Below are 26733 nucleotides of genomic sequence, written 5' to 3' on the forward strand. Positions count from 1 at the left end.
TTGTATCCGAATTCCGGACGTGGCTCGCCTGCCGGTGTCTAAGGTGTTCGCGTGACGACAGTGATCGTGCTGAACGGTGGCTCCAGTTCGGGTAAGTCGGGGATCGCCAGGTGCCTGCAGGCGGTGCTGCCGGATCCATGGCTCACCCTCGGCGTGGATACCTTGATCGACGCCATGCCGTCCACGGTGGACGACGGGATCGACTTCGCCGCAGACGGTGGAGTGAGTGTCGGATCCGGTTTCCAGCGGCTCGAGAACGCGTGGATGGCCGGTGTCGCGGCGATGGTGCGGGCCGGGGCCCGGGTCATCATCGACGACGCCTTCCTCGGTGGGGCCGCGTCGCAGCTGCGGTGGCGTGACGCGTTGGACGGACTCGACGTCCTGTGGGTCGGGGTCCGGTGTGACGGCGTCGTGGCCGCCGGGCGGGAAATGGCGCGCGGGGATCGGGTCACGGGGATGGCGGAGGCGCAGGCCGAAATCGTGCATCGAGGCGTGGTTTACGACTTCGAAGTGGACACGGGGGTGAACGAAGCCTTGGCCTGCGCGCGGGAGATCGCCGCACGGGTCGGGTGACTTCGCTGGGGCGGGGCAGGGCTGCTTGCAGGGGGTGTGCCGGCGGTGACCTGGACCGTCCCGGTAGCAATACGGATGCGGCTCGACACTCCGGCCCTTGTCGTCTGTGGTTCTGGCCTGGCACGCGCACGCTATGACTGCCCGGGAGTCAGCCGAAGCAGGGGGAGCGCAATGCCGCCGCGAGCGCATCGCAACTTGACGGCCACGTTGTCCCGCACTCGTGTGCGAGCTCCAAAGTGGACGAAGCCGTTACGGCCATGGCTGAGCCACGGAGGCGCCTCCGTCGAAGTCGGGCGGCACGCTTCAGAAGGGTGGGGTGTCGTCCTCCGGTTCCGGTCGTGGGTCGTGGAGTGGTTCGGGGGTGGCGGTGTAGGTGCGGCCGGTGGGGGTGGTGATGGTCGTGCCGCCGTTGCCGGTGGGTTCGGTGGTCCAGCCGGGTTCTTCTTTGAGGAGGTTGTGGATTGTGCAGGCGGCGTGGCAGTTGTGGTGGTCGGTGGTGCCGTTGCGGGCCCAGGTGGTGATGTGGTCGATCTCGGAGAACTCCGCCGGGCGGTGGCAGCCGGGGTGGGTGCATTCGCGGTCTCGGGCTTTGATCAGCCGGGCTAGTGAGGCGGGGGATCGGTAGGTGCCGGGGCCGGCTTCGAGGAGTTGGCCGGTGGTGGGGTCGGTAATCAGCCGGGACCAGGTGGAGCCGGGATCGGCGGCGATCTCGCGGACGAGCCAGCCGGGGATGGGGCCGTAGCCGGCGAGGGTCGCGGGATCCTCCCGGGCACCGGCCAGGGTCAGCAAGTCGACATAGACGTGGACGTGCGCGCGGGGTGTGCCGTGGCCGTCTTCGGCGAGGAGTCGTTCGGCGAAGAGGTCGGCGCGGTGTTGATCGAGGGTGCGGGATGGGTCGTGTCTGCGGCGGGTTTTGGCGGCGTGGCTCAGTGACGCGTAAATCGAGCTGGCCACTTCGGCGGGGAGCCAGCCCGACAGTTTGGACATGGTCTCGTCTTCGTGTTCCAGCGAGATGTGCCGTAACGCGCGTTTGTTCGCGGCGCGTTCCCGGTGACCGTCGGGATCGAATTTCTGTACCGCGTGATCCACCGATTTCCGGATCGCCCCAGGGTCACGGTCGGCGAGACGACCGGCCATCCAGGCGTCCACCTGGGCGGCGATCTCGTCGGAGACCTCACGGGTCAGCTGACTGACCTTCGACGCCTTGTACAGGTCGATGTCGCCTCTTTCCAGTGCCGCCAACGTGTTCGGCAACCGGCCCACCAGGGCACATGAGGTTTCGACCAGTAGATGCGCCTGGTTACGGGAGACCGAGAAGGCCAACGCGACCTCCTCGGTCACCGATCTTCGGGAACCACCCACCGCGGCGAAACCGGCTATCGCACGCACTTGACGCCCCTGCGCCCGACGGAGCACAAGTTCCTCGTCGCAAGCGGTATCCAGAAGACGAGCGGCTTTCGGATTGAAAGCAAAAGATGTGGTCATGAGCAAGATCATACTCGAACTGATGTTCGATCGCCACTAAATCGACGCCTTGTGCTCGGTCGCCTGGTGCGAAGCGAGATTCTCTTGAGGGATAAGGGAATGCGGAATCGTGGAGTTTGCTGCGCTAGTTCAGCTCGGCGTGCAGATTCAGGCCATGAACGGTCACCGCACCACAGGAACGGCATCCGAAACAATGCGCACGAGTTGCTCGACCCGTTGTCCCCAACGGGAAACGATGACGAGATCACGATCGGGGTCGATCCAGAGCAGATGTTGATCGGCGTTGCCTCGGGCGAATCGGCCGGCCGGGGGCGCGGCCGGAAACGGGGTCCGCGTACCGTTAAGCCACCAGAGATAGCCGTAGTCGGGGTTGTGCGGACAGGGTGTCCAGGTGCGGTCGATCCACGTTTCGCCGAGCAAGCGCCGTCCGTCGTGTTCGCCCTTGCGGAGATAGAGCAGGGCGAGGTCGCCGGCGGAGACCCGGAGTCCGCCTCCCCAATGGGCACCACCGCTGACCACCGGGACGGTCTCGCCGTCGATGGTCGTCATCGAGTTGCGGTAGCCGTGCCAGGACCACGTACTGGACGCGCCGAGCGGGCCGAGGACGTGCTCGTCGAGCACCGCGGGCAGCGGGCGGGCGAAAAGGCGGTGACGGTCTCGCCCCAGGCGGCGATGCGCTCTCCGCCGTGGAGGATCACCCCGCTGGTTCCGGACGCCGGCCACAGCGGCCCGAGCACCTCACGGTGTGAACGCTCCTTCACCTGGCTAGCCAGGTACGCGCGCATGTCGTCGATGCCCGGCGTGACGCGCTCAACCTGGGCCGCGGCGGCGGCGTGGACAGCGGACAGATCCAGTGCCATGGGCCCAATCCTCCCGACAGGCGGACCCCTTAGTCCTCCACAGGCTTCGTCCAGGCCACCTGCACCAGCCCCGTCCCGTGCCGCCGCGAGACCAGCACACCCCGCCCCGCAGGCTGCGGCCCCGGCTTGACCTCACCGAGCAGCGCCCCTTCGTCCCGCGACCCGGACATCACCAAGCCCGGGGACCCCAGCTCCCGGATCCGTTGCAGCACAGGCTCGAACAGCGAACGCCCGGCCCCGCCGCTTCCGCGCGCGATGACGAGGTGGAGCCCGATGTCCCGCGCCTGCGGAAGGAATTCCAGCAGCGGCAGCAACGGGTTCCGGCCAACGGTCGCGACCATTTCGTAGTCGTCGACGAGCACGAACAGCTCCGGGCCCCGCCACCAGGACCGGTTCCGCAGCTGTTCCGGCGTGACGTCCGCGCCGGGGAGCCGGTTCCGCATGGCCTGCTGGCATTGGTCGATCAGCCCGGTCAGTACGGTCTCGGAGCCCGCGTAGCCGAGCAGGTGCGAATCCGGCACCGCACCCAGCATCCCTCGCCGATAATCGGCGACGACGATCGCGGCCTCTTCCGCCGAGTACTTCGACACGATGCCTTGCGCGATCGCGCGCAGGAGCGAGCTCTTGCCGGATTCCACGTCACCGAAGGCCAGGAAGTGCGGTTCGGTGGCGAAGTCGAGGTACACCGGTCGCAGGTTCGATTCCGCGATGCCGAGCGTGACCTGCTTGCGCGGCCCGGATTCCAGCGAGTCCAGCGGGACCTCGGGAGGCAGCAGCCGGACCTGCGGCGCCGCCGCACGATTCCAGGCCGCCGAAATCCGGCGGTTCAGATCCAGGCCACCGGCGCCGACGGTATCCGGCCGCTGATCCGAGTCGATCCGCGGCAGTGCCGCGAGGAAATGCAGTTTGTCCGCGGTCAGCCCGCGCCCCGGCCGGTCGGCGGGGACGTTCTGGGCGATCTTGCGGTCGATGAGCGAGTCCGCCGGTTCACCGAGCCGCAGTTCGAATTTGGTGCCGATCGCGTCGCGCAGCGGCGCCCGCATGCCCATCCACTGGTTGATCGAGACGACGACGTGGATGCCGAAACCGAGCCCGCGCGACGCCAGGCTGGTGATCTGTTCCTCCAGCTGTTCGTATTCCTGGCGGATCGTGGTCCAGTTGTCCACGAACAGGAAGACGTCGCCGAATTCGCGGCCTTCCGTGCTCTCCCGGAACTCCGAACGCCGCTGGCGGAACGTCGTGATCGACTCGATCCCGTTGGCGGAGAAGAACTCCTCGCGCTGTTCGAGCAGGGTCGTCAGTTCCGCCACCACGCGGCGGCAGCGCTGGGCGTCGCGCCTGGTCGCGTAGCCGGACACGTGGGGCAGCCCGGCGATCGGTGCCAGCGCGCCACCGCCCATGTCCAGCACGAACAGCTGGACCTCTTCCGGAGTGTGGGTGAGCGCGAGCATCGCGGCGATGTCACGCATCAGTGTGCTCTTGCCGCTCTGCGGCGCCCCGACGATCAGCGCGTGCCCGGCGGCACCGGAGAAATCGGCCCACAGCATGTCGCGTCGCTGCTCGAAGGGCTTGTCCACCAAGGCGACCGGGATCATCAGCTTGCCGTTGCCGCCCCAGCCCAGCGGGCACAGACCGCGTGCCGGGTCTTCGCCGAGCGGCGGCAGCAGCTGGTCCAGGGTCGGCGGTTCGGCCAGCGGCGGAAGCCAGATCTGGTGGGCCTCCGGGCCTTGGCCTTCGAGCCGCGAGATCATCGCGCCGATGATCGTCTCGCCGGTGCCCTTTTCGACCGGCTCCTCGGCCTCGACGGTCACCGGGATCTCCACCGGCGCCAGCGTGAACGGCATCAGGCCGAGACTCTGGCCGTCCTTGCGCACGATCTTGCTGCGCGGCGGCAGTTCCCCCGAGACGTACGCGGCCTTGAGCCGGATGAGGGTGTCGTTGTCGGACTTCAGATACGCCGAACCCGGCACGGGCGGCAGCTGATAGGCGTCCGCGACGCCCAGCACGGCGCGGCTCTCCGACGCGGAGAACGTCCGCAGGCCGATCCGGTACGACAGATGCGAATCCAGCCCGCGCAGCCGTCCCTCCTCCAGCCGCTGCGAAGCCAGCAGCAGGTGGATCCCGAGACTCCGCCCCAGCCGCCCGATCGCGACGAACAGGTCGATGAACTCCGGCCGCGACGACAGCAGCTCGCTGAATTCGTCGATGATCACCAGCAGCGACGGCAACGGCCGCAGGTTGGCACCGGATTCCCTGGCTTTTTCGTAGTCCCGGACCGACGCGTAGTTCCCGGCGGCGTGCAGGAGTTCCTGACGCCGCAACAGTTCACCGTTCAGCGCGTCCGCCATGCGGTCGACCAGCGCGAGATCGTCGGACAGGTTGGTGATGACGGCGCAGGTGTGCGGCAGCCCGGTCATCCCGGCGAAGGTCGCGCCACCCTTGAAGTCGATCAGCGCGAGGTTCAGCTTCTCCGACGAATGCGTGACGGCGAGCGCGGTGACCAGTGTCCGCAGAAGCTCGCTCTTGCCGGATCCGGTCGCGCCGATGACCAGCCCGTGCGGCCCCATCCCGCCTTCGGCCGATTCCTTCAGGTCGAGGTCGACCGGCCTGCCATCGGGGTTGACGCCCAGCGGGATCCGCAGCCGGTCGCGCGCGGACCGCGGCGCCCAGGTGACGGCCGTGTCGGTGTCGCGCGGGTCGCCGATGCCGAGCAGCCCGGCCAGCCCGAACGTCGCCGACATCGGCGCCTCGCTGACCACCGCCGCCCCTTGGAACAGCGGCGTCAGCATCCGTGCCAGCGCCTCGGCGGCCCCGCGGTCCAAGGTGTCCGGCATGCCGAGGAAACCGAGCCGCTGCTCCGTTCCGTCCCCGACGACCATTCCGAGCTGCTCCGGGCTCATGTGCAGGCTCAGCAGCCGTTCCGACGACACGGATCGCGGCTGCTCGGTGCCGATCTCCACCACGGTGACGCCGAGCCTGCCCTCCTCGGCGACGAGCCGCGCGTCCCCGAGGGTGTGCCCGCCGTCCACGATGACGACGATCTGGGGAAGGTCCAGCCGGGTATCCGGCCGCCGGGTGAACGCGGGCCGGTCGCCGAGGTCGGGGCCGAGGAGGTCGGCGAGTTTCCCGGAGTCGGCGTCGACGAGCCGTCGCGGACCGGCGGCGTCGGCGGCGGTGGAGGCCACGTGCGGCAGCCACTTCGCCCATTCCCAGTCGTGCAGCCGGTCGTCGTTGACGCAGAGCGCGATCCGCAGGTCGCCGGGTGAGTGGAAGGTCGCGAGCTGGGTCAGCAGCGCCCGCGCGGTCCCGAGCGTGTCCGGGCGGCGGCCGGACAGGCTGACCTGCGCGAACGACCGCAGCGAGACCGCGACCGGCAGTCCGTCGACCGTCGAATAGGTCCGGATGAAGTGCTTGAGGTTCGTCGAGCACACCGGGTCGAGGTCTTCCAGCGGCACGGTCTGCGGTGCCTTCAACGGCGTCGCGAGCCGCTGCGGCCCCGTCCCGACGCGCACCTGCCCGAACTGCGGGTCGGACCGGCGGCGATCCCACAGCTTCCCCGTCTCGATGTACGCCCACAGATCGGCCGGGTCGGGCTGCAACGCCGCCATCGCCGCGCGCTGGTTGTCCGCGATCTCCCGGACCTGGCCGCGAAGACCGGTCAGATACCGCTGGTAGTCCCGGCGTTCCTCGTTGATCTGCGCCTTCTTCGCCGCGCCACCGCGCCCGAGCGACATCACGACCATGCCCACCATCGCGGTGAGGAACAACGCGCCGAAGATGTAGGTCATCACCCCGCCGTCGCGTCCGATGTAGACGAACGACATGGCGCCCATGCCCAGCATCATCGGCATGAACATCAGCAGCTGCATGGCTCCGCCGGACGAGCTCTTCGGCAGCATCGGCGGGGACTGCAGGACGATTTCACCGGGCTGCTCGCCCAGGGCCGGCAGGCGGTCGCGAGTGGCGCTCATCAGGGTCTTTCTGGCCGCTTGTGGGTAATCCTGCCGATCATTCTGGCCACTCGTGCCGCCCCTGCGGTGGGTACTTTTGCCGTCCGCTCGCGTCTGGTGGCGAACTTACGCTGCTCGAACAGTCGCAGGCGTGGGGGAACGAGAGAAGGAGAGCCATGGTCGGCACGGGCGAGTACCGGGCGGAGCCCGAGGCCATGCGCTCGGCGGTCGGAAACCTCGGCGGCATCATCATGCAGGGCATCAATGTCGTCGGCGACCTCGAACGCACCGTCCTGCAGCCGATGTCGTTCGCCACCTTCGGCAGTGCGGTGGCCGCGGCCAACACGGCCATGCAGAGCCAGCAGGTGGTCGCGGTCCGAACCCTCCTGCAACTTCTGCAGCAGATCAACGGCTTCATCAAGAGCAGCGCCGACGCCTACCAGGCCGCGGACGAGGCGGTCGCGGGCGGCTACGGCGGCCGTCCCGGCGGCGGCGCCGGATCGGCGTCTTCGTCGATCTGGGGGAATTCGCACGCCTCCGAACTGGCGACGCTGGCCATCAACGACAGCGCCGGCGGCGAGGGCGAGCCGTCTTCGGTCGGCAACGTGCTGCGCTACCTGGGGGACGCGCGGCTGGGGCAGCTCGGCGACCACCCGATCACCGACACGCGGTTCCACGGCGTCTCGGACTTCAACGACTGGCTGGCCGGTGACGCCGACAACCAGGCGCGGGTCGGGGTCATCGAGGTCTACGCCGGCACGGCGCGCAACTTCGGCGACGTACCCGGCGGTGTGCACAGCGGGGACGTCGTCGTGGTCGAACCGCTCCTGTTCTCCGACCGCCGGCCGGTCATCGCCATCGCCGGAGAGGGCGGGCTGCTCTACAACCACGGAATCGTCGACGCGGACATCAACGGCCTGGCGAAGGTCAGTGTCTACCGCCCGGCTTCCGTCTGACTTCCGGCCTGAGGAGCGACCATGCTGACTTATCCGAATTCCAGCGCGATGGACGCCACGGCGTCCTCGGGCGGGCCGATCACCATCCTGCCGCAGATCCTCACCGGGCAGCCGGAGCAGATCGCCAAGCACGTACTCGAGGTGCTCAAGAAGGCCAACGAGTTCCTCACCATGTACAACGAGGTGACGAAGGCCGCCGAGCAGCTGGGCAAGATCTGGTCCGGCGCCGCGTCGGACTCCGCGCTGAAGAAGATCACCGACTCCCTGAACTCGCTGAACAAGATCATCCAGGTCGTGCAGAAGGGCGCCGAACTGCTCGGCGTCGCCGGGACGCTGATCAAGACCGCACAGGCCGCCTACAAAGCGGTGGTGTCGGCGGTGAACCCGACGGTCGCCGGCCTGATGTCGAATCCGTGGACCTACGGCGCCGCTGTCGCGCTTTCCACCGCCACCAGTGCTTCGCTGCGCGCGTTCATCACCGCGATCGGCGCGCTGCTGAAGGCGCTCGGCGTGGTCGATCTCGCCAACCAGATCACCCAGATCGCCACCATCATCGGCGAAGTCCAGAAACTGTTCGGGCACAACGACGCCGGTGACAACGGCGCCGCGGGCAACTCGGCGGTCTCGGGCACCCCGATCACCAACCCGCAGGCACCGGGCTCGGTCGCCAGCGGTTCGGGGCAGGCCGCTGTCGGCGGCTCCGGCGGAGGCGCTTCCGGCGGTGGCACGACGCCGGGCGAGACGCCGCCGTTCACCCAGTACCGGCCGCCCGCGCTGGGCGGCAACGGTTCCCAGGGCAACTGGCCGGGTGGCGCGGACGCCTGGATCCCGGTGGACAGACCCTCGGGCGGTGGCGCGGGCTCCGGAGGCTCGTACCCGGGCGCGGGCACTGGGAACACGGTCACCATCACCACCGACCTGAGCACCGGCAAGTCCACCGTGCAGGCGCCGGGCGGGCAGGACATCGATATCGACATCGACATGAACTACGGCGGGAAGCACTTCGAGCAGCACATCGATATCGATGCGGGAGCTGACTCACCGGCGAAGGGCAGGTAGCCGTGTGGGGGAGCGGTGTGGTCGACGCGTCGGGCGTCGTCAGTTCGATCCTGTCGAATTACCGGCGGCTCGTGGTCGAGTACCAGCGGCGGGTCACCGGTGATCCCGCCGCGCTGAACGCGGCGAGCCAGCGGTGCGGCGAGCGGGCGTCGACGGTTTCGGGTCGCGCGGAGGAGATCGGCAAGGCGGCCAAGGCGCTCAACGCGTCCTGGGAAGGCGACGCGTACGTCGCGTTCTCCACCTCCGCCGCGAAACTGAGCCAGGAACTCGGGGAGCTCGGCACGAAACTGGGCGACCAGTCGAACCGGCTACGGGGAGGCGCGCAGGCCCTGCAGGGTGCGAAGTCCTGTGTGGACTCGATCCTCGCCCAGTTCGACCAGTACGCCGCGCAGCTCACCAGTCAGGCGCGGACGGCGAACGCGAACGCGGTCAACGCGTTCATCTCCGCCGCCCGGCAGCTCGGCGAACGCGCCGCGCAGGCGGCGCAGGAGATCGCGGACGAACTGAGCGAGGAACTCGCGCGGCTGTTCCCGCCGGAGGGCGCCGGCCGGATCGAGCACGAACTGGGCAAATGGGGCCGCGGCCCGTTGTACTGGCTCAACGGAGAAGCGCTCGACGGCCGCAGGCGGCCGCGCTCGCATCCGTCGTGGTTCGGCAATTCGGGCTGGAAGAAGCTCACCTGGGACGGTCTCGAAGGCACGCGCGCCCCGCGTGCGGGTGACACGCCGTTCGGCAGGCCGAAGCCGGAAGGCCTGCGCGACAAGGCCTGGAACAGCACCGAGATCACGTACGCGAAATGGAAGCAGGAACAGGACGGCTTCACCCCGGGCTGGGACGCCAAGGTCTCCTCGCAGGGCTGGGACCTCAAGGCGTCCGGGCACGCCGAACTGGCCGCGTTCAAGGAAGAACTCGAACGCAAGGGCGAATGGGGCGTCGCTTCGGGCAGCGCCAAGGGGACGGCGTTCGTCGGCGGTGAGGTGAACGGCTCGCTCCAGGCGGGCGCGCACGGTGTCGGTGTGCACGCAAACGCCTTCGTCGGCGGCAAGATCGAAGGCGAACTCGCGGCCGACGTGGCCGGGGTGGGCGTCGGCGCGAGCGGGACCCTCCAATATGGACTCGGCGCGCAGCTCGACGGCCAGGCCGTTTACGACGCGGGACACATCAAGGTCGACTTCAAGGCCGGTGTCGCGCTCGGTCTCGGCGCCGGGATCGGCGCGAAGATCGACATCGACCTGCCGAAGATCGCGGACACCGTCGGCGAGTACGGCGGCGCGGCCGTCGACGCGGTGAGCGGCGCGGCGGGCGAGGCGGCGGACGCCGTCGGCGAGGCATGGGACGACGCGATCACCTACGTGGGCACGTGGTGAGCGGGATGAGCACGGAGGACCGGGTCTCCCTCCCGCTGGGCTTCGACATCCCCGAGGGCTGGGTGCCCGTCGAGCCGTCGTCCGTCGGCGCCGACGGCGCGGTCTTCGTGGCGGTGCACTCCGCGACGGACGGCGAGTTCACCCCCAACATCACCCTGAGCGTCGGGCAACGGCCGGACCGGGCGCGGATCACCGACATCGCCGACGAGGCCGTCGAACGCCTCGGCCGGTCGATGGCCGCCCTCGAAGTGGTGCGGCGCAAGGAGATCGGCACTCCGGTCGCGCCGGGGGTGACGCAGGTGCTGCGCATCCGCACCGGCGAAGGACAGGATCTCGTACAGACGCAGGTGCAGCTGACCGTGCCGGGGGCGAGCCCGGCCGAGCGGCTGATCCTCCAGATCGCCTGCACCGCGACACCCGAGGCGGCCCGTGGCCTCGGCGACGACTTCCGGCGGTTCGTGGGCAGCGTCCACGTCCGGCGGGATGCCACCGCAGATGAAGGAGAAGACTCGTGACCACCGACCCCTACGCCATGCCGGACATGGACGAGTTGCTGGACCAGGTCCGCAAGCAGACCGAAGAGGTGCAGCGCATCCAGCGTTCGGTCGAGGCGATGGAGGTCAAGGCGCACTCGCGGCAGAACGAAGTCACCGTCGTGCTGCGCGGAGACGGCCGTTTCACCTCGATCGACATCGACCCGCGCGCACTGCGTCAGTACGACGCGCGCAACATCTCGGAGATCGTGCTGGAGGCGGTCAACAACGGGCTCCAGAAGCTGGCCGAGGCCAGCAACGCCAAATTCGCGCCCGTCATCGAGTCCGCCAAGTCGATCGAAGCATGACGGCCGCGATCGCGGGCTCCACCCGGCGCGTCACGGTGGTGACACCGCGGGCGCGTGTCGACGTGGCGCTGCCGCAGCAGAGCACGTTCGCCGAACTCGTCCCGCAGCTCGTGCGGCTCGCGGGTGCTTCGGGGCAGGCGTCGGCCGAGCATCCCGGCTGGGTGCTGTCCCGGCTCGGCGGCGCTCCGCTCGCGCTCGGGCTCACGGTCGCCGCGGCGCAGGTACGCGACGGCGAAGTCCTCCACCTGACCCCGCGGGAACGCCCGCGGGGTCCGCTGCTGTTCGACGACGTCGTCGACTCGATCGCCAGCGTCGCCGAGTCGGGTACCGGGCGGTGGGGGCCGTCGGTGGCGCGCAAGGCGGGCATCGTCGCGTCCGTGGTGCTGCTGCTCGCCGGTGGACTGCTGGTGCAGGCGGCGGCGTCCGGGAGTGTGCTGGCGCCGATCGGCACCGGACTTCTCGCGCTGGTACTGGTGCTGGGCGGCGGCGCGCTGAGCCGCGCGTACGGCGACGCGGAGGCCGGCGCGGCCGGCGCACTCGCCGGGGTCGGCGCGGCACTGCTGGCCGGGATGTCGATCCTGCCGCCGCATCCGCTGTTCTCGCTGTCGGCAGGACCGCTGGCCGCCGGGCTCGCGGTGGTGACCGTCTACGGCGTGATCGCGGCCGTTTCGGTGGCGGACCGGTTGCCGTGGTTCGTCGCGGTGACGGTGTCGGCAGGGCTCGGTGCGATCACCACCGCCATCGTCCTGCTGGCCGACGTCCGCCCGGTTTCGGCGGCCGCCGTGGTCGCCGTCGTGGCGACGGCGCTGGCCGCGGTCGCGCCGATGATGGCGCTGCGGCTCGGCAGGCTGCCGCTGCCCCGGGTGCCCGACGACATGGACGCGTTCCGTGCCGACGAGGACCCTTCGCTCGGTGAAGACATGGTCGGTGGGACGACTTACGCGCAGGCGTTGCTGACCGGGCTGCTCGTCGCGCTCGGGCTCGTCGTGGTCTCGGCTTCGGTGGTCCTGTCGTCTTCCGGCGGGGCGTGGGAAGCGGGCTTGTGCGCGCTGCTGGGTCTGGCACTGATGCTGCGCTCGCGCGCCTTCGCGGGCCGCTCGCAGCGGGTCGTGCTCATCGGTTTCGGCGCGGCGGCCTTGGCGGCGGCCGGTTTCTGGCTCGCCGCGAGCGGACCGCGTTCGTTCGTCTTCGCCGCGGGCTGTGCCGTCGTCGTCGCGGCGGGCGTCTGTCTCACCTACGCGACGCGTGTCGCGAAGGGACGTCGTTCTCCGTACTGGGCAAGGACTCTCGACATCGTGGAGTTCCTGGTGCTGCTCTCGCTGATCCCGTTCGTCGGCATGATCGCGGGCGTCTACGAGGCCGTACGAGGCTGACCCACATTGCCGCAATTCGGCACCTGGTTGCGACCCTTGCCCGGGCAAGGAACGCAACCAGGTGCCGAATTGCGGTGTACGCGTTACGTCCGTGGAGGACTCCTTCCCTACCCTCAGAGAAGAAAGGAGTCCTCCACGGACCGTCCCCTCAGTTCTCCAGCGCCAGCGGCAGGGTCCGCCGGACCGCCGCAGCGTGCCGTCCGTGCAGCGGGATCACCGCGACCCCGCCCGGCCGCACAGTCTCCGCCCCGGGCCGTCCGCCGACCCGGATGGTCACTTCGGACTTCTCCCGTCCGCCAGGCGTCCGGTGCAGCGTGTACGAAGTCGCGGTGAACGCCGATCCGGGGACGTGCAGATCCAGCGTCCGCGCGAGATCCCGCTCGGACCGTGGCCGGTAACAGACCTGCGACGCGCCGCCCCAGTCCCAGGAACGCCAGCCGTTCACCGGCGCGCCCTGGCCGTGGCCGAGCGCGACGCGCAGTTCTTCCGCCACTTCACCGGCTTCGAGCACGGTGCTCTCGAATCCGGCTTCGGCCAGCGTGCCCATCAGTCTCAGGGCCGCGCAGGCGGTGCTCCGCAGTGCGCCGAGTTCTCCGCCGCCGCGGGCGAGCGCCGCGATCGGCGCGTTCTCGGGCCGGTACCGGACGGTGAGCCAGCGGACGCGGAGCACGGACTGTCCATTGGGGACGGTCCAGGTCAGTAGTTGCGCGCTGGACAAAGGGATCCCGGTGCCCGCGAAGGCCTCGCGCAGGATGGCGACGAGGGTGTCCGGCCCGGGTGCCATGGCGCCTGGGGTGAGCCGCACGATGGCGCTCCAGCCGTCGCTGACCTCGGCGACACCGAAGCGGTTTCCCGCGCGGTCGACGTGCTGGCGTACCCGGGCGGGACCGGCGAGCCGGTGCAGCGGATCGGGGACCTCGTTCTTGTCGCGGCGCTTCAGCCGGTAACCGGCCCAGGTGAGCAGCCAGCCCGCGAGGTGACGTCCGGCGAAGCGGACCGACGTCGTCAGCACGAGGACGCCGGCGACGGCGGTGATGCTGATCTGCGCGGCTAGGGGGATCCCGTCCACGGTGAAGGCCAGGAGGATCGCGATCCCGGCGATCTCCCAGAGCGCCGCCTGCAGCGGGCGGATCGGCAGCAGCCAGGGCAGCGGCGCCGCGCCCGCGACACCGCGCGCTGGAGCCTGGTCCTGGACCGGGCGGGCCGGGGCTTCAACCGACAAGGATTTCCCCTCCTCCGTGCACGCGCCCGACGGTAGCCGCGCCCCGCGCGGGGGAGGGGCGTAAAAAATACCCTCACCGCGAATCGGGCCCAGACCTAACGTGAGCACCCTCGAACGGGTGGGCACGAGCGGCGGGGGACGGGAGCGTGTGGACGCAGCGGGACCAGATCCAGGCCTACCAATTCCTCCGCAGGAGACTGGTTTCGGCACTGGTCTCGGCTGACGCCAACCATCCGGTCGCCCCGAGCCGCAGGCTGGTCATCGGAACCCTGTGCGGCCTCGGCGTGGCGCTGCTGGTCACCGCGGTGTTCGGCGTGATCGGCCTGCTGAACCCCTCCGGCGGCAAGGACTGGCTGGCGGGCGGCAAGGTGATCGTCGAGGAGGGCACCGGCGCGCGCTACATCCTCGGCCAGGACGGCGCGCTGCACCCGGTGCTCAATTACGCCTCCGCGCGGTTGATGGCCGGCGGCAACGGCGAGGCCACCGTGACCGTCCCTTCCGACAAGCTCGCGAAGGCGCCGCGCGGCTCGCAGATCGGCATTCCCGGCGCGCCCGATTCGCTGCCCGCGGCGGCCGCGCTGGTGAACACCCCGTGGACGAGTTGCACGCGGACCACCCAGGACGCGCCCGCGTCGGCCGAACCGGAGACGACGGTGCTCCTCGGCGCGCCCGCCGCCGGGGTCGACCTGCCGAGGGACCAGGCCGTCGTGGTCCGCGTCCCCGAGGGGGAGCGCTATCTCGTGACGGCGGGGCGCCGCTACAAGCTCACCCCGGAAGCCGCCACGGCGTTGCAGTTCGACACCTATCCGGCGATCGCGGTGTCGTCCCGGTGGATCGGTACCGTCGCCGCCGGACGCGATCTGGCCTACCGCGCGGTCGAAGACGCCGGACGGCCAGGCCCGAAGGTCGGCGGCACCGCGACGAAGGTCGGTTCGGTGCTCGGCGTCGTCGACGCGATGGCGACACCGGGCAACGCGACGTCGTACTACCTCGTCCACGCCGAAGGGCTCGAACCGATCGGCCAGACCGAGGCGAGCCTGCTGATCAACACGCCGCAGAACGCGGACGCCTACATCGGCGTCCCGGCGCCCGTCGCGGTGCGCGCGGCCGACGTCGCCGCGGTGCCGAAGGTCGGCACGGCGAGGTCGGGCGGGGCCGATCCCGCGGAGTATCCGGACCGGATCCCGCGAAAAGCGCCCGTTACCGGACAGTCCGTGACGTTATGCGCGCAGGGTTCTCGAATCGTTATCTCCGCACAGGTCCCGTTGCCGCAAGGTGCGAAGGCGATCCCGGTGACGGCGCGGACGGACGCGTTGGTCGCCGACGCGGTTTTCGTGCCTCCGTCGGGAGGCGCGGTGGTGGCGGAATCCGGTTCCGGCACGGTTTACGTCGTGACCGACACGGGCTTGAAGTACCCGGTGGCGAGCAGTGAGGCACTCGCTTCCCTCGGATACGGCCAAGCCGAACGGCAACCGGTTCCGAACGGATTACTGGCGCTGGTGCCACGAGGACCCGCGCTGGATCCGGCGCAGGCGGGCCGTGCGGTGTCCGCGGCAGGTGGGACGGGGTGAGCGGAAACGTGCAGATGACTGAAGACAGGCCGGAGACCGACCGGGTCGACGTCGCGGTGATCGAAGACCATCCGTTGTACCGGCACGCCGTGGTCCGGGTCCTCACCGAGGCCGAAGGGATCGAACTGGGCGCGGTGGTCGATTCGGTCGCCAGGTTCCACGTCCATCCGCAGCCGCCCGGCAGCGTGGTGCTGCTCGACCTCGGCCTGCCGGGGATCGCCGGCGCGGCGGCCGTGCTCCAGGTGTGCGAACTGGGGCATCACGTGCTCGTGGTGTCCGCGCAGGCGGAACCCGAGCAGGTACTGGGCGCGATCGCCGCCGGTGCCAAGGGATTCCTGTCCAAGGACGTCGACGTCGACGAGCTCCTGATCGCGATCAGGACGGTCGCGCAGGGCCGGGCCTACGTTTCCGCGGTGGTGGCCGGAATGATCATCAAGGACAACGCCGACCGTCCCGTGCCTGCTCCGGACGTCGCGCTTTCCGCGCGCGAGAAGCAGGTCCTGCGGCTGGTCGCGGCGGGCGAACGCGACGTCGACATCGCCCGCATCCTGGGCATCGGAGTCCGGACGGTTCGCGGTTATCTGGACCGGATCCGTGACAAACTCGGAGAGAGAAGGCGGGCCGGTCTGGTCCGCAAGGCCATCCAGCTCGGGCTCGCGTCGCCGCCGGAGGTGCCCGGCCCGTCTCGGCCGGTCGTACCCCGCGCCGACGCGGGCGGATTCGAAGGACGCCGGTGAACGCAGACGAGCAGCAGCCGAAACGCATCATGCCGATCAACGTCGGGGTGATCGAAGATCATCCGCTGTACCGGGACGCCGTCGCGCGCGTCCTCACCGAAGCGCCCGACATCGAACTGGGCGCCGTCGCCGACTCCGTCGCGCGGTTCGCCGTCCAGGAGCAGCCTCCCGGCAGCGTCGTCGTCCTCGACCTCAAGCTGCGCGGTGTCCAGGACGCCGCCGCGGTACTCGAAGTGGGACAGATGGGGCACAAGGTGCTCGTGGTGTCCGCGCACGCCGAGCAGCCCGAGGTACTGGGCGCGATGCAGGCCGGCGCCAAGGGCTTCCTGTCCAAGGACGTCGACGGCGACGAACTCCTGCGCGCCATCCGCACCATCGCCGACGACAACGCGTACGTGTCGCCGACGCTGGCCGGAATGATCATCCAGGACAGCGAGGACCGCCACGCCGGGCCCAAGATCGTCCTGTCCGAACGGGAAAAGCAGGTCCTGCGGCTGGTCGCGGCCGGCGAACGCGACGTCGACGTGGCGGAGATCCTGAACATCAGCGTGCGGACGGTGCGGTCCTACCTCGACCGGATCCGGGACAAGACCGGCGAACGGCGGCGGGCCGGATTCGTGCGGGTGGCGATCCGGGAAGGGCTGCTGCGTTAGCCGCTTCGGGTTGTGCGCTCAACCCGCCACTCCGGGCTGAAAGACTGCAATGAAGGGGCGCCTTCACCGCATGTGACGCGGCGAAGGTCCCTTTCGCGTCGCAGCGCTAACCGCGCGGCCCCGAGAAGTTCACCCGCAGCGTGTACACCGAACTGGACGCGGTGATGAACAGATCGTTCCGCCGCGGCCCGCCGAAGGTCAGGTTCGAACACACCTCCGGCACCCGCAGCTTCCCGATCCGCGTGCCGTCGGGCGCGAAGCAGTGCAGGCCGTCGTGCGCGGCGGCCCAGACCCGGCCCGCGGCGTCCAGGCGCACGCCGTCGAAACCGCCGGCGTCGGAGGTCGCGAAGACCTCGCCGCCGGAAAGCCGCCCGTCTGCCACCGAGAAAACCCTGATGTGGCTGGGGTTCTGGCGCGTGTCCACGATGTAGAGCCGTGTTTCGTCCAACGAGAAGGCGAGCCCGTTCGGACGCGAGAAATCGTCCGCGACGATCCGCACGGAACCGTCCACCGGGTCGGCGCGGTAGACGTGGCAGGCGCCGATCTCGCTTTCCGCCTGATGGCCTTCGTAGTCGCTGTCGATCCCGTAACTGGGGTCGGTGAACCAGATCGCGCCGTCCGAGGATTCGACGACGTCGTTGGGGCTGTTGAACTTCTTGCCCTGATAGGTCTCCGCGAGGACGGTGGTCGTGCCGTCGTGTTCGGTGCGCGTCACCCGGCGGTTGCCCTGTTCGCAGCTGACGAGCCTGCCCTGACGGTCGACGGTGTGCCCGTTGTGGAATCCGGCGGGCTCGCGGAACACGCCGACCGCGCCCGTGGTCTCGTCCCATCGCAGGACGCGGTCGTTCGGGATGTCGCTGAACACCAGGTACCGGCCTGCCGGGAAGTAGGCGGGCCCCTCGGTCCACCGGCAGCCCGTGTGCAGGCGCCGCATCCACTCGTCCCCGTTGACGCGGGCGAACCGCTCGTCGAGGACTTCGAAGTGTGCCTTGACCATGTCCATGAAAACCCCAGTGCTTCGAACGAGATATTGCGATCATCATGAACTGCTGAACTTGATATGGTCAACCCATGGATGACGTGGATCGCATATTGCTCACGGAGTTGCAGCAGGACGCGACGCAGGCGTACGCCGCGCTCGGCAAGGCGGTCGGCTTGTCGGCGGGCGCCGCGCACGAGCGGGTCCGCAAACTACGCGAACAGGGCGTCATCCGGCGCACGACCGTCGACGTCGATCCGGCGGCGGTCGGTCGCGGGGTGATGGCGTTCGTGCTGATCGAGGCGGGCTCGTGGATGGGCGACTCGCCGACCAAGGCCGCGCTGGAGGCGCTGCCGGAGGTCGTGGAGGCGCACATCATCGCGGGTCCGGCCTCGCTGCTGGTGAAGGTGCGCACGCCGACCACCGAGGAGCTCCAGGCGTCGCTGCGCAGGCTGTACGCCATCGAGGGCGTCACCGGGACGCAGACGATCGTCGTGCTCGAATCCTTCTTCGAACGCTCCGTGAACGCTAGAGGCGGCGGTTCGCCAGAACGCCCGTCGCCGCCCGCGCCTTCCCGCTGACCGCGGGATCCAGGTCGACGACCACCAGTTCCGGTCCGGGGCCCAGCTGCGTGTGGACGCGGCCGAAACCGTCGGACACCGTGGAGTAGCCGATCCCGGTCGGCGCCTTCGGGTTCACCGGCGTCGAGGTCGTGGCCGGATCGGCCTGCCCGCAGCCGAGGACCCAGCAGCCGGAGTCGAGCGCGCGGGCGCGCACCAGCACCTCCCACTGCTCGCGTTTGCCCTCGCCCGCGCCCCAGGAAGTCGGCACGAGGACGATGTCGGCGCCGTCGTCGGCGAGCCTCCGGAACAGCTCCGGGAAGCGGATGTCGTAACAGGTCGCGAGGCCGAACGTGACCCCGTCGACCTCGAAGGTGGCGGACGCGGTGCCGGGGGCGACCGTGTCGGATTCGGCGAACCCGAAGGCGTCGTACAGATGGATCTTGTCGTAACCGAAGTGATGTCCGGCGCCGGTGACCAGCAGGGTGTTGCTCACACGCCCGTCGGGCGACGGCGTGAACATGCCCGCGACGACCACTACACCGTGTTCTTCCGCGATGGACGCCACAGAGGACGCCCACGGTCCGTCCAAAGGTTGCGCCACGGGTCCGAGCGGGATGCCGAAGCGCGCCATCGCCGCTTCGGGGAACACCACGATCCGCGCGCCGTCGGCCGCCGCGGCCGCCACGCCTTCGCGAATCGGCTTCAGGTTCGTTTCGGGATCCTCGGCGGCCGTGAGCTGGCACAACCCGATTCGCGGCACGGCCGCCTCCCTCATCGTGGGATCGCTGGTCACCACCCCAGTGTGCCTGCTCGGGGCGATCGGGCCACCTCGTACCCTTGACCCATGCTGAACCGTACCGACCTGCGTGGACAGGTCCCGTCCGTTGCCGAACTCAGGAGCACGCTCCCGCGTGCCGAGTACGACGTGGACGCGGCGCTGCATCACGTACGGCCGGTGGTCGAGGCGGTCCGCGATCGCGGCGTCGAGGCGGTTCTCGAATACACCGAGAAGTTCGACAAGGTCCGCCCCGGCGGTGTGCGTGTCGCCGCCGCCGAGCTCACCAGCGCGCTCGAGAACCTGGATCCGGCGGTCCGCGAGGCGCTGGAGGAGTCGATCGTCCGGGCACGGAAGGTCCACGGTGATCAGCGCCGTCAGGACGTCACGACCGAGGTCGTCGACGGCGGCACCGTCACCGAGCGCTGGATCCCGGTGGAGCGCGTCGGGCTGTACGCGCCGGGCGGGCTCGCGGTGTACCCCTCGACCGTGGTGATGAACGTCGTCCCGGCGCAGATCGCCGGCGTCGGCACGCTCGTGCTGTGCTCGCCGCCGCAGGCCGCGTTCGGCGGGCTCCCGCACCCGACGATCCTGGCCGCGGCCGAACTGCTCGGCGTCGACGAGGTGTGGGCCGTCGGTGGCGCGCAGGCCGTCGCGCTGCTCGCGTACGGCGGAACCGACACCGACGGCACGACACTGGAGCCGGTCGACATCGTGACCGGGCCGGGCAACATCTACCTCACCGCGGCGAAGCGCATGTTGCGCGGCATCATCGGCATCGACTCGGAGGCGGGCCCGACCGAGATCGCGATCCTCGCCGACGAGACCGCCGACCCGGTGCACGTCGCCGCCGACCTGATCAGCCAGGCCGAGCACGACCCGCTCGCCGCGAGCGTGCTGGTCACCACGTCCGAGGCGCTCGCGGACGCCGTCGACAAGGAACTGACCGGCCGCGTGGCCGCGACCAAGCACTCCGAGCGGGTGACGGAGGCCTTGAGCGGCAAGCAGTCCGGCATCATCCTCGTGTCCACCATGGACGACGGGATCCGCGTCGTCGACGCGTATGCCGCGGAACACCTGGAGATCCAGACCGCGGACGCGCGTTCGGTGGCGGCCCGCGTGCGCAACGCTGGCGCGATCTTCGTCGGTGCGTACGCGCCCGTCTCGCTCGGCGACTACTGCGCCGGGTCGAACCACGTCCTGCCCACCGGCGGGTTCGCGCGGCACTCGTCCGGCCTTTCGGTGCAGAGCTTCCTCAAGGGCGTGCACGTCGTCGACTACAGCCAGGACGCGCTGCGCGAGATCGCCGGCCGCGTCGTCGCGCTGGCGAACGCCGAGGATCTGCCCGCGCACGGCGAGGCCATCACGGCACGGTTCGAAGGGGAGCGGGCATGAGCATCGGCGAGGAGATCACGCTCGACGCGCTCCCGCTGCGCGAGGACCTGCGGGGCAAGACCCCGTACGGCGCGCCGCAGCTCGACGTGCCGATCCGGCTCAACACCAACGAAAACCCGTATCCGCCGCCGGACGCGCTGGTGGCCGACGTCGCCGAGGCCGTCCGCGCCGAAGCCGCGTCGCTGCACCGCTACCCGGATCGCGACGCCGTCGCGCTGCGCCAGGACCTCGCGGACTACCTCGCGGTGTCCACCGGCGTGCTGGTGTCGGAGTCGAACGTGTGGGCCGCCAACGGGTCCAACGAGGTCCTGCAGCAGATCCTGCAGGCCTTCGGCGGTCCTGGCCGCTCGGCGCTGGGCTTCGAACCGTCGTACTCGATGCACCCGATCATCTCGGCGGGCACCCGCACCGACTGGCTGCCGGTGCCGCGCCGCGACGATTTCACGCTCGACACCGAGAAAGCGGCCGCGCTGGTGCGCGAACGCCGTCCGGACATCGTCTTCGTGACCAGCCCGAACAACCCGACCGGCGGGTCGATCCCGTTCGGCGAGCTGCGCGGCCTGCTCGAAGCGGCGCCGGGCATCGTGGTGGTCGACGAGGCGTACGCGGAGTTCTCGTCGCAGCCGAGCGCCATCGAGCTTCTCGAGGAGTATCCGGCGAAGCTGATCGTGTCGCGCACGATGAGCAAGGCGTTCGCCTTCGCGGGCGGACGGCTCGGGTATCTCGCGGCCGCGCCCGCGATCGTGGACGCGCTGCAGCTGGTGCGGCTGCCGTACCACCTCTCGAAGCTCACGCAGGCCGCCGCACGGGCCGCGCTGCGGCACGCGGACGCCACCCTCGCCTCGGTCGCCAAACTCGCGGCCGAACGCGACCGGGTGGTGGAAGCGTTGCTGGGCTTGGGATTCACGCCGGTCCCGAGCGACGCGAACTTCGTCCTCTTCGGACGGTTCGCGGACGCGCCCGCGACCTGGAAGTCCTATTTGGACAACGGCGTGCTGATCAGGGACGTCGGCATCGAGGGGCACCTGCGGGTGACCATCGGGACGCCGGAAGAGAACGACGCCTTTCTCGAGGCCAGCAAGGAGGTGCCGCGATGAGTCGCGTCGGCAAGGTGGATCGCACCACCAAGGAATCGTCCATTTCGGTCCAGCTCGACCTGGACGGCACGGGACAGGTGGAGATCGACACCGGTGTCCCGTTCTACGACCACATGCTCACCGCGTTCGGCGTGCACGGCTCGCTCGACCTCAAGGTGCGGGCGACCGGTGACGTGCACATCGACGCGCACCACACCGTCGAGGACACCGCGATCGTGCTCGGCCAGGCGCTGCGGCAAGCACTCGGTGACAAGAGCGGGATCCGCCGGTTCGGCGACGCGTGGATCCCGATGGACGAAACCCTCGCGCACGCCGCGATCGACGTCTCCGGGCGCCCGTACTGCGTGCACCTCGGCGAGCCGGAGCAGTTCAACAGCTTCACCATCGGCGGGAACTACCCGTTCGTGCTGACGCGGCACGTGTTCGACTCGCTGTCGTTCCACGCGCAGATCGCGCTGCACGTGCGGGTGCTGCACGGCCGCGACCCGCACCACATCGCGGAGGCCGAGTACAAGGCCGTCGCGCGTGCGCTGCGTGCCGCGACCGAGCCGGACCCGCGGGCGGGCGGCATCCCGTCCACGAAGGGCGTCCTCTAGTCCTGCCGCAATTCGTCACCTGGATGCGCGGATGTCGCATCCAGGTGACGAATTGCGTTGTAGGTGTTGAGGGTGACGCCGGACGGCGTTGTCGTCGTGCCGATGAGCTCCAAGGACTGCGCCGGGGTTGCGTCCGCGAAGAAACGCTTGCCCGTGCCCAAAAGGAGCGGGTAGACGGCCAGCACGACTTCGTCCGCGAGGCCGTGTTCGAGCAGCGTCGAGGTCAGGGTGGAGCTGCCCGAGAGGATCAGGTTCGGGCCGTCCTGCGCCTTGATCCGGCGGACGTCTTCGGCGATGTCCGGGCCGAGCCCTTCGAACGGGCCCCATTTCAGGCTTTCCGGCCGGCGGGTGACGACATACTTCGTCGCCGCCTTGAGCCGGTCGGCGAGCGGATCGCTCGGTGCGTCCGGCCAGTAGTCCGACCAGATGTCGTAGGTGCGGCGGCCGAGCAGCAGGTCGAAGGCTTCACCGTGCGCGGCCGTGACGGCGTCCCGGCCTTCGGGTGTCCGGTAGGGCGTGTTCCAGCCGCTGTAAGGGAAGTCGGTCTCATCGGCGGAGTGCTGGATCACGCCGTCGAGCGAGACGTGTTCGATGATCTTGAGTTTTCTCATCACGTCTCCAGGAGTGCGTCGAGTTGGGGCATCGCCGCGCGAAAGCCCTCTTCCATCCCCGGGATCGTCTTCTCCATGGCTTCGATACTGGAAAACCGGGTGACATGGGTCAGCCGTGAGCCTGTCGGTGTCGTCTCGAAGGTGAACGTCATCGAGGACGGCATGTCCTCGTCCGCGGCGTTGTCTTCACCGTCTTCCGCCTCGAACGAGTCGATGGGGTTCACCGCGGTGAACTTCCACGAATCGGCCCATTTCTCCCCGTTCGGCCCGGACAGGAAGTACTCGGCGCGGCCGCCGACCCGGAAATCGTGGTGGGTGAAGGTGGCGGGCGCGAAAGGTGGCCCCCAAAAGCGCTCTAGTTGCCGTGGATCGGCCCAAGCCTCCCAGAGGCGTTTTTGCGGCACGGGAAAGTCCGCCACGACGGTGAGGCTGAGCCGCTCGGGTTCTTTGGTGACCGAGGTGATCGGCATCGTCAGTTTCCTTCCCGCAGGACATCGTCGAGCTGCTCCACACGTTGGCGCCAAAGGACTTCGTAGGAGTCGAGAAGTTCACCGGCCCGCTGGAGCCGCGCGCGGTCGGTCGAGACCAGCTGCTCACGACCGTTGGCACGTTTGCGCACGAGACCCGCGCGCTCCAGCACGGCGACGTGCTTTTGCACGGCGGCGAAACTCATCTCGTACCGCGCGGCGAGATCGGACACCGACGGCGCTTCCGCGATCGCCCGCGCCAGGATGTCGCGGCGCGTGCCGTCGGCCAAGGCGCGGAAGAGCTGGTTGAGCGACTCCTCGCCCTCCTCCAGAAGTACAACCATGTGGTTGTACGTTAGCCGTGCCCGGTCGCGAGGGCAAGGCCCGGCCCGGCGCGGTCGCGGTGGCGGACATGTGGCAGGGTGGCGGTCGTGAGTAACACGACCATCGCTGTGCTGCTGTTCGCGCTCGGCGGCTTCCTGATCGGCGGCGTCTACGCGACCTGGAAGAGCGTCAAGTTCATGGCCGTCGTGCTGGGGATCGGCGCGGTGCTGGCCATCGGCGGCGCCATCGCCTGGCTCGCCTGAGCTCTGCCCGGTAATTCGGCTGCGCGCCGCGACGACGGCGAGCATGCTGTCCGGCATGTCCGGAAACCCGCGCTCGGTCGCCGAGGTCGTCCGGCTCCAGCGATCGGGGAGCCGCGTCAAGTTCCTGTTCTTCTGGGGCCATCAGCCTCGGCGTGACGGCACGATCGGGCCGGAATGCTTCAGCCAGTGGTGGCCCGCCCGGTTCGCCGCCGACGGCGAAAGCTTCTCGACGGCCGAGCACTACATGATGTGGCGCAAAGCAGTTCTGTTCGACGACGCCGAGAGCGCGGCGCGAATCCTCGGCTCCCGGCATCCGCGTGAGGCCAAGACGCTGGGCCGCGAAGTGCGGGGATTCGAGCAGGGCCGCTGGGAAGACGAGCGCTACGGCATCGTCCTCGACGGAACGATCGCGAAGTTCGGGCAGCACCCGGAACTGCGCGACTTCCTGCTCGGAACCAAGAACCGGGTGCTGGTCGAGGCCAGTCCGCTGGACGCCATCTGGGGGATCGGGCTCGCTGCCGACCACCCGCATGTCGAGAACGCGGAACGCTGGCGCGGCCTGAACCTGCTCGGCTTCACACTGGGAGAGGCCCGCGCGGCGCTCGCCTGAGTACGTGAAGGGGGCCTTCACGTACTCAGGCAAAAGGTGGCGTGTCGCGAAAGCCACTTTCGGGACGCCAGGCGTCCCGAAAGTGGCTTTCGCGACACGGGCGCCGACCCACGTCCCGGATGAACTCGCGACCAGTGCCTACTTCGAGGCGTCGACCAGCTCCCGCTCGTCAGGCGCGTCCAGCTGCTTCGCGAGCTTCTCGCCTTCGACGTCGACGTCCGGCAGCACCCGGTCCAGCCACTTCGGCAGCCACCAGGCACCGCGTCCGAGCAGGGACATCAGTGCCGGCACGATGGTCATCCGGATCACGAACGCGTCGACGAGCACGCCGAAGGCCAGCGCGAACCCGATCGACTGGATCAGCGAAGACTCCGCGAGGACGAATCCGGCGAACACGCTGATCATGATCAGCGCGGCGGCGACCACGACGCGGGAGCCGTGCCGGAAGCCGGTGACCATCGCCTGCTGCGGGTCGGCGCCGTGGACGTATTCCTCCCGCATCCGCGTCACCAGGAACACCTGGTAGTCCATGGCGAGCCCGAACAGCACACCGATCAGCAGGATCGGCAGCATGCTCATGATCGGCCCGGTCGTCTTCACCCCGAGCAGGTCGGTGAGCCAGCCCCACTGGAACACCGCCACCACGGCGCCGAACGTCGCGACCACGGAGCCGAGGAAGCCCAGCGTCGCCTTCAGCGGGACCACGATCGACCGGAACACCAGCATCAGCAGCAGGAACGCGAGCCCGACGATCAGCGCGAGATAGGGCAGCATCGCGTCGGCGAGTTTCTCCGAGACGTCGATGTTGGCCGCGGTCTGGCCGGTCACCGCCAGCGACGCGCCGGTGGCCGTGCCCAGTTTCGCGTTCAGGCCGCGGATGTCGCTGACGAGGTCTTCGGTCGCGGTGCTGCTCGGGCCGCTCTTCGGGATGACGGTCAGCAGCGCCAGGTCACCGTCCCGGTTGACCTTCGGCGGCGTGACGATCGGGCGTTCGGGGAGGCCGCCGATATCCGCGGCCGCCTGCTGGAGCGCGGCCTGGCGGTCGGTGCTGCCCGCGAGGTCGACGACGATCACGAGCGGCCCGTTCGCGCCTTCGCCGAAGCTGCGGGCGACGGTGTCGTAGGCCTTGCGCTGGGTGGTGTCCGGCGCGGCGGTGCTGTCGTTCGGCAGGCCGAGCTGCATGCTCGCGGCCGGGACGGCGACGATCGCGAGTCCGGCGATCGCGGCGATCAGCACCGGGATCCGGTGGCGGGCCACGAAACGTGCCCAGCGCTCGCCGTGCGTCGTCGTGTTTTCCTTGCGGCGCAAGCGGATCTTGCCGCCCGCCAGTTTGCCGCCCGCGAACCCGAGGATGGCGGGCAGCAGGGTCAGCGCGATGACGACCGCGATGGCGACGGTGATCGCCGCGGCGACGCCCATCTCGCCGAGGAACGGGATGCCGACGACGGTCAGGCCCGCCAGCGCGATGATCACGGTAAGCCCGGCGAACACCACGGCGGAGCCCGCCGTACCGGTGGCGCGTCCGGCGGCTTCCTCCGGATCTCGGCCGATCGTCAGTTCGTGCCGATAGCGGGAAACGATGAAGAGCGCGTAGTCGATGCCGACGGCGAGGCCGATCATCAGCGCGAGCACCGGCGTGTTCGTGTTCAGTTCGAGGAAACCGGACGCCGTCGTGATGCCCGCCATGCCGATCCCGACGCCGATGAGCGCGGTCAGCAGCGGGATCCCGGCCGCGAGCAGCGAGCCGAAGGTGATGATCAGGACGACGGCGGCGACCGCGACACCGAGGCCTTCGGTGGCGTTCGTGGCGGGCATCGCCTGGACGGCGTCACCGCCGAACTCCACCGTGTACCCGGCGGCCTTGGCGGAATCCGCCGCGGCCATCAGGCCGTCACGGTCGGCGTCGGTGAGCTCGAAGCCCTGCACGCGGTAGCTGACCTGGGCCAGCGCCACGTGCTTGTCGGGCGAGATCGCCTGCGCCTGCAGCGGGTCGACCACGCCGGCGACCTTCGGCGCGTCCTTGAGGCCGGTGACGAGGCGAGCGATCGCCGCCTGTCCGCCGGCGTCGGTGATGTCACCCGGTGTCGAGATGACGACACGCGCGGTCGCGCCGCCGGCGGCGGCTTCGGGGAACCGGTCGGCGAGCTGGTCGATCGCCTTCTGCGACTCGGTGCCGGGGATGGTCACCGAGTTCGAAAGCTGGCCGGACAAGGTCAGCGCACCCGCGCCGAGGGCCACCAGGAGGACGGCCCACACCGCCGTCACCAGTGCCCGGCGTCGGAACGAGAACCGGCCCAGTCGGTACAGGAAGCTGGCCACGAAAGTCTCCCGTTCACTCGTTCAGGTTCATTCCAAGCTAGCCGATCGGCTAGGGCGCTACAAGCCGATCGGCAAGTGTGTGACTAG

Annotated in this window: 27 protein-coding genes; 16 read left to right on the plus strand and 11 right to left on the minus strand. The window is 69.5% G+C overall.

Annotated features, from left to right (window positions below):
• The first annotated feature begins 51 nt into the window (after positions 1 to 51).
• Complete coding sequence (cpt, locus tag ACLJO0_RS39070) at positions 52 to 573, plus strand: chloramphenicol phosphotransferase CPT (protein WP_233611670.1); 522 nt, start codon at positions 52 to 54, stop codon at positions 571 to 573.
• A 303-nt stretch (positions 574 to 876) separates the two neighbouring features.
• Here cpt and ACLJO0_RS39075 read toward each other — a convergent pair whose 3' ends face one another.
• The 4 genes from ACLJO0_RS39075 to eccCa all read right to left on the minus strand — a co-directional run bounded on the left by ACLJO0_RS39075 (position 877) and on the right by eccCa (position 6889).
• Positions 877 to 1962: a DUF222 domain-containing protein gene (locus ACLJO0_RS39075; RefSeq protein ID WP_410584659.1), complete on the minus strand. Its 1086-nt coding sequence runs from the start codon at positions 1960 to 1962 to the stop codon at positions 877 to 879.
• Between the two features lie 258 nt (positions 1963 to 2220).
• Entirely contained in the window at positions 2221 to 2607 is a 387-nt protein-coding gene (locus ACLJO0_RS39080; RefSeq protein WP_410584661.1) for a hypothetical protein, read from the minus strand.
• Positions 2604 to 2918: a hypothetical protein gene (locus ACLJO0_RS39085; protein ID WP_410584663.1), complete on the minus strand. Its 315-nt coding sequence runs from the start codon at positions 2916 to 2918 to the stop codon at positions 2604 to 2606. Before ACLJO0_RS39085 ends, ACLJO0_RS39080 begins: the two co-directional genes overlap by 4 nt.
• A 29-nt stretch (positions 2919 to 2947) precedes the next feature.
• Positions 2948 to 6889, minus strand: a complete 3942-nt coding sequence (gene eccCa / locus ACLJO0_RS39090) for a type VII secretion protein EccCa (protein ID WP_410584665.1) — start codon at positions 6887 to 6889, stop codon at positions 2948 to 2950.
• A gap of 155 nt (positions 6890 to 7044) precedes the next feature.
• On the opposite strand from eccCa, the gene ACLJO0_RS39095 reads away from it, so the two are divergent.
• From ACLJO0_RS39095 to eccD, 6 genes are read left to right on the plus strand one after another with little or no spacing between them, the layout of a single operon-like run.
• Complete coding sequence (locus tag ACLJO0_RS39095; RefSeq protein ID WP_410584667.1) at positions 7045 to 7824, plus strand: WXG100 family type VII secretion target; 780 nt, start codon at positions 7045 to 7047, stop codon at positions 7822 to 7824.
• Between the two features lie 21 nt (positions 7825 to 7845).
• Entirely contained in the window at positions 7846 to 8883 is a 1038-nt protein-coding gene (locus tag ACLJO0_RS39100) for a hypothetical protein (RefSeq protein WP_410584669.1), read from the plus strand.
• Between the two features lie 17 nt (positions 8884 to 8900).
• Positions 8901 to 10250: a WXG100 family type VII secretion target gene (locus ACLJO0_RS39105; protein WP_410584671.1), complete on the plus strand. Its 1350-nt coding sequence runs from the start codon at positions 8901 to 8903 to the stop codon at positions 10248 to 10250.
• 5 nt (positions 10251 to 10255) lie between these two features.
• Positions 10256 to 10765 (plus strand): hypothetical protein, encoded by a 510-nt coding sequence (locus tag ACLJO0_RS39110; RefSeq protein ID WP_410584673.1) that lies wholly within the window; start codon positions 10256 to 10258, stop codon positions 10763 to 10765.
• Positions 10762 to 11091 carry a YbaB/EbfC family nucleoid-associated protein gene (locus tag ACLJO0_RS39115; RefSeq protein ID WP_199746568.1) on the plus strand — a complete coding sequence of 110 codons (330 nt, stop codon included), beginning with the start codon at positions 10762 to 10764 and terminating at the stop codon, positions 11089 to 11091. Before ACLJO0_RS39110 ends, ACLJO0_RS39115 begins: the two co-directional genes overlap by 4 nt.
• Positions 11088 to 12464, plus strand: coding sequence for a type VII secretion integral membrane protein EccD (gene eccD / locus ACLJO0_RS39120; RefSeq protein ID WP_125794883.1), 1377 nt, complete (start codon positions 11088 to 11090; stop codon positions 12462 to 12464). The genes ACLJO0_RS39115 and eccD overlap by 4 nt, the downstream gene beginning before the upstream one ends.
• Before the next feature lie 148 nt (positions 12465 to 12612).
• Here eccD and ACLJO0_RS39125 read toward each other — a convergent pair whose 3' ends face one another.
• Positions 12613 to 13686 (minus strand): type VII secretion protein EccE, encoded by a 1074-nt coding sequence (locus ACLJO0_RS39125; RefSeq protein WP_410584676.1) that lies wholly within the window; start codon positions 13684 to 13686, stop codon positions 12613 to 12615.
• Between the two features lie 146 nt (positions 13687 to 13832).
• Between ACLJO0_RS39125 and eccB the strand changes: the two genes are divergently transcribed.
• Genes eccB through ACLJO0_RS39140 form a run of 3 tightly spaced genes read left to right on the plus strand, consistent with a single transcriptional unit; the run spans position 13833 to position 16647 of the window.
• The gene (gene eccB / locus ACLJO0_RS39130; RefSeq protein WP_410584678.1) at positions 13833 to 15257 is read left to right on the plus strand and encodes a type VII secretion protein EccB; all 1425 of its coding nucleotides are present in this window, start codon (positions 13833 to 13835) and stop codon (positions 15255 to 15257) included.
• A 14-nt stretch (positions 15258 to 15271) separates the two neighbouring features.
• The gene (locus ACLJO0_RS39135) at positions 15272 to 15994 is read left to right on the plus strand and encodes a response regulator transcription factor (protein ID WP_233611672.1); all 723 of its coding nucleotides are present in this window, start codon (positions 15272 to 15274) and stop codon (positions 15992 to 15994) included.
• 29 nt (positions 15995 to 16023) lie between these two features.
• Positions 16024 to 16647, plus strand: coding sequence for a response regulator transcription factor (locus ACLJO0_RS39140; RefSeq protein ID WP_125795426.1), 624 nt, complete (start codon positions 16024 to 16026; stop codon positions 16645 to 16647).
• A 106-nt stretch (positions 16648 to 16753) separates the two neighbouring features.
• Here the strand turns inward: ACLJO0_RS39140 and ACLJO0_RS39145 are convergent, their stop codons facing one another.
• A complete protein-coding gene (locus ACLJO0_RS39145; protein ID WP_410584681.1) occupies positions 16754 to 17650 on the minus strand; it encodes an SMP-30/gluconolactonase/LRE family protein in 897 nt (298 codons plus the stop codon).
• Positions 17651 to 17718: 68 nt separating this feature from the next.
• Between ACLJO0_RS39145 and ACLJO0_RS39150 the strand changes: the two genes are divergently transcribed.
• Positions 17719 to 18207 (plus strand): Lrp/AsnC family transcriptional regulator, encoded by a 489-nt coding sequence (locus tag ACLJO0_RS39150; RefSeq protein ID WP_410584683.1) that lies wholly within the window; start codon positions 17719 to 17721, stop codon positions 18205 to 18207.
• On the opposite strand, the gene ACLJO0_RS39155 is transcribed toward ACLJO0_RS39150, so the two are convergent.
• Positions 18155 to 18949, minus strand: a complete 795-nt coding sequence (locus tag ACLJO0_RS39155) for a carbon-nitrogen hydrolase family protein (protein WP_410585018.1) — start codon at positions 18947 to 18949, stop codon at positions 18155 to 18157. The genes ACLJO0_RS39150 and ACLJO0_RS39155 overlap by 53 nt on opposite strands.
• 84 nt (positions 18950 to 19033) lie before the next feature.
• Between ACLJO0_RS39155 and hisD the strand changes: the two genes are divergently transcribed.
• The 3 genes from hisD to hisB are packed head-to-tail and all read left to right on the plus strand — an operon-like array spanning position 19034 to position 22052.
• A complete protein-coding gene (gene hisD, locus ACLJO0_RS39160) occupies positions 19034 to 20359 on the plus strand; it encodes a histidinol dehydrogenase (protein WP_410584685.1) in 1326 nt (441 codons plus the stop codon).
• Positions 20356 to 21456 (plus strand): histidinol-phosphate transaminase, encoded by a 1101-nt coding sequence (locus ACLJO0_RS39165; protein ID WP_410584687.1) that lies wholly within the window; start codon positions 20356 to 20358, stop codon positions 21454 to 21456. Before hisD ends, ACLJO0_RS39165 begins: the two co-directional genes overlap by 4 nt.
• Entirely contained in the window at positions 21453 to 22052 is a 600-nt protein-coding gene (gene hisB / locus ACLJO0_RS39170) for an imidazoleglycerol-phosphate dehydratase HisB (protein ID WP_410584689.1), read from the plus strand. The genes ACLJO0_RS39165 and hisB overlap by 4 nt, the downstream gene beginning before the upstream one ends.
• Here hisB and ACLJO0_RS39175 read toward each other — a convergent pair.
• The 3 genes from ACLJO0_RS39175 to ACLJO0_RS39185 are packed head-to-tail and all read right to left on the minus strand — an operon-like array spanning position 22049 to position 23474.
• Positions 22049 to 22663, minus strand: a complete 615-nt coding sequence (locus ACLJO0_RS39175) for a dihydrofolate reductase family protein (protein WP_410584691.1) — start codon at positions 22661 to 22663, stop codon at positions 22049 to 22051. The genes hisB and ACLJO0_RS39175 overlap by 4 nt on opposite strands.
• Positions 22663 to 23133 carry an SRPBCC family protein gene (locus tag ACLJO0_RS39180; protein WP_410584693.1) on the minus strand — a complete coding sequence of 157 codons (471 nt, stop codon included), beginning with the start codon at positions 23131 to 23133 and terminating at the stop codon, positions 22663 to 22665. Before ACLJO0_RS39180 ends, ACLJO0_RS39175 begins: the two co-directional genes overlap by 1 nt.
• A 2-nt stretch (positions 23134 to 23135) precedes the next feature.
• Positions 23136 to 23474: an ArsR/SmtB family transcription factor gene (locus ACLJO0_RS39185; protein ID WP_410584695.1), complete on the minus strand. Its 339-nt coding sequence runs from the start codon at positions 23472 to 23474 to the stop codon at positions 23136 to 23138.
• A gap of 87 nt (positions 23475 to 23561) precedes the next feature.
• On the opposite strand from ACLJO0_RS39185, the gene ACLJO0_RS39190 reads away from it, so the two are divergent.
• Positions 23562 to 23717, plus strand: a complete 156-nt coding sequence (locus ACLJO0_RS39190; RefSeq protein WP_167373564.1) for a hypothetical protein — start codon at positions 23562 to 23564, stop codon at positions 23715 to 23717.
• Between the two features lie 55 nt (positions 23718 to 23772).
• Entirely contained in the window at positions 23773 to 24327 is a 555-nt protein-coding gene (locus ACLJO0_RS39195; protein ID WP_410584697.1) for an NADAR family protein, read from the plus strand.
• A 138-nt stretch (positions 24328 to 24465) separates the two neighbouring features.
• Here ACLJO0_RS39195 and ACLJO0_RS39200 read toward each other — a convergent pair whose 3' ends face one another.
• Entirely contained in the window at positions 24466 to 26646 is a 2181-nt protein-coding gene (locus tag ACLJO0_RS39200) for an MMPL family transporter (RefSeq protein ID WP_410584699.1), read from the minus strand.
• Positions 26647 to 26733: the final 87 nt, after the last annotated feature.

This window comes from Amycolatopsis sp. lyj-108, from assembly GCF_046549005.1.
Classification (GTDB): Bacteria; Actinomycetota; Actinomycetes; order Mycobacteriales; family Pseudonocardiaceae; genus Amycolatopsis.

Bases quoted from the DNA above. Each gene is read 5' to 3' on its own strand.
- ACLJO0_RS39080 (WP_410584661.1), bottom strand. From the start codon at position 2,607: ATGACGACCATCGACGGCGAGACCGTCCCGGTGGTCAGCGGTGGTGCC.
- ACLJO0_RS39085 (WP_410584663.1), bottom strand. From the start codon at position 2,918: ATGGCACTGGATCTGTCCGCTGTCCACGCCGCCGCCGCGGCCCAGGTT.
- eccCa (WP_410584665.1), bottom strand. From the start codon at position 6,889: ATGAGCGCCACTCGCGACCGCCTGCCGGCCCTGGGCGAGCAGCCCGGT.
- ACLJO0_RS39095 (WP_410584667.1), top strand. From the start codon at position 7,045: ATGGTCGGCACGGGCGAGTACCGGGCGGAGCCCGAGGCCATGCGCTCG.
- ACLJO0_RS39100 (WP_410584669.1), top strand. From the start codon at position 7,846: ATGCTGACTTATCCGAATTCCAGCGCGATGGACGCCACGGCGTCCTCG.
- ACLJO0_RS39110 (WP_410584673.1), top strand. From the start codon at position 10,256: ATGAGCACGGAGGACCGGGTCTCCCTCCCGCTGGGCTTCGACATCCCC.
- eccD (WP_125794883.1), top strand. From the start codon at position 11,088: ATGACGGCCGCGATCGCGGGCTCCACCCGGCGCGTCACGGTGGTGACA.
- ACLJO0_RS39135 (WP_233611672.1), top strand. From the start codon at position 15,272: ATGACTGAAGACAGGCCGGAGACCGACCGGGTCGACGTCGCGGTGATC.
- ACLJO0_RS39140 (WP_125795426.1), top strand. From the start codon at position 16,024: ATGCCGATCAACGTCGGGGTGATCGAAGATCATCCGCTGTACCGGGAC.
- ACLJO0_RS39145 (WP_410584681.1), bottom strand. From the start codon at position 17,650: ATGGACATGGTCAAGGCACACTTCGAAGTCCTCGACGAGCGGTTCGCC.
- ACLJO0_RS39150 (WP_410584683.1), top strand. From the start codon at position 17,719: ATGGATGACGTGGATCGCATATTGCTCACGGAGTTGCAGCAGGACGCG.
- hisD (WP_410584685.1), top strand. From the start codon at position 19,034: ATGCTGAACCGTACCGACCTGCGTGGACAGGTCCCGTCCGTTGCCGAA.
- ACLJO0_RS39165 (WP_410584687.1), top strand. From the start codon at position 20,356: ATGAGCATCGGCGAGGAGATCACGCTCGACGCGCTCCCGCTGCGCGAG.
- hisB (WP_410584689.1), top strand. From the start codon at position 21,453: ATGAGTCGCGTCGGCAAGGTGGATCGCACCACCAAGGAATCGTCCATT.
- ACLJO0_RS39175 (WP_410584691.1), bottom strand. From the start codon at position 22,663: ATGAGAAAACTCAAGATCATCGAACACGTCTCGCTCGACGGCGTGATC.
- ACLJO0_RS39180 (WP_410584693.1), bottom strand. From the start codon at position 23,133: ATGCCGATCACCTCGGTCACCAAAGAACCCGAGCGGCTCAGCCTCACC.
- ACLJO0_RS39185 (WP_410584695.1), bottom strand. From the start codon at position 23,474: ATGGTTGTACTTCTGGAGGAGGGCGAGGAGTCGCTCAACCAGCTCTTC.
- ACLJO0_RS39195 (WP_410584697.1), top strand. From the start codon at position 23,773: ATGTCCGGAAACCCGCGCTCGGTCGCCGAGGTCGTCCGGCTCCAGCGA.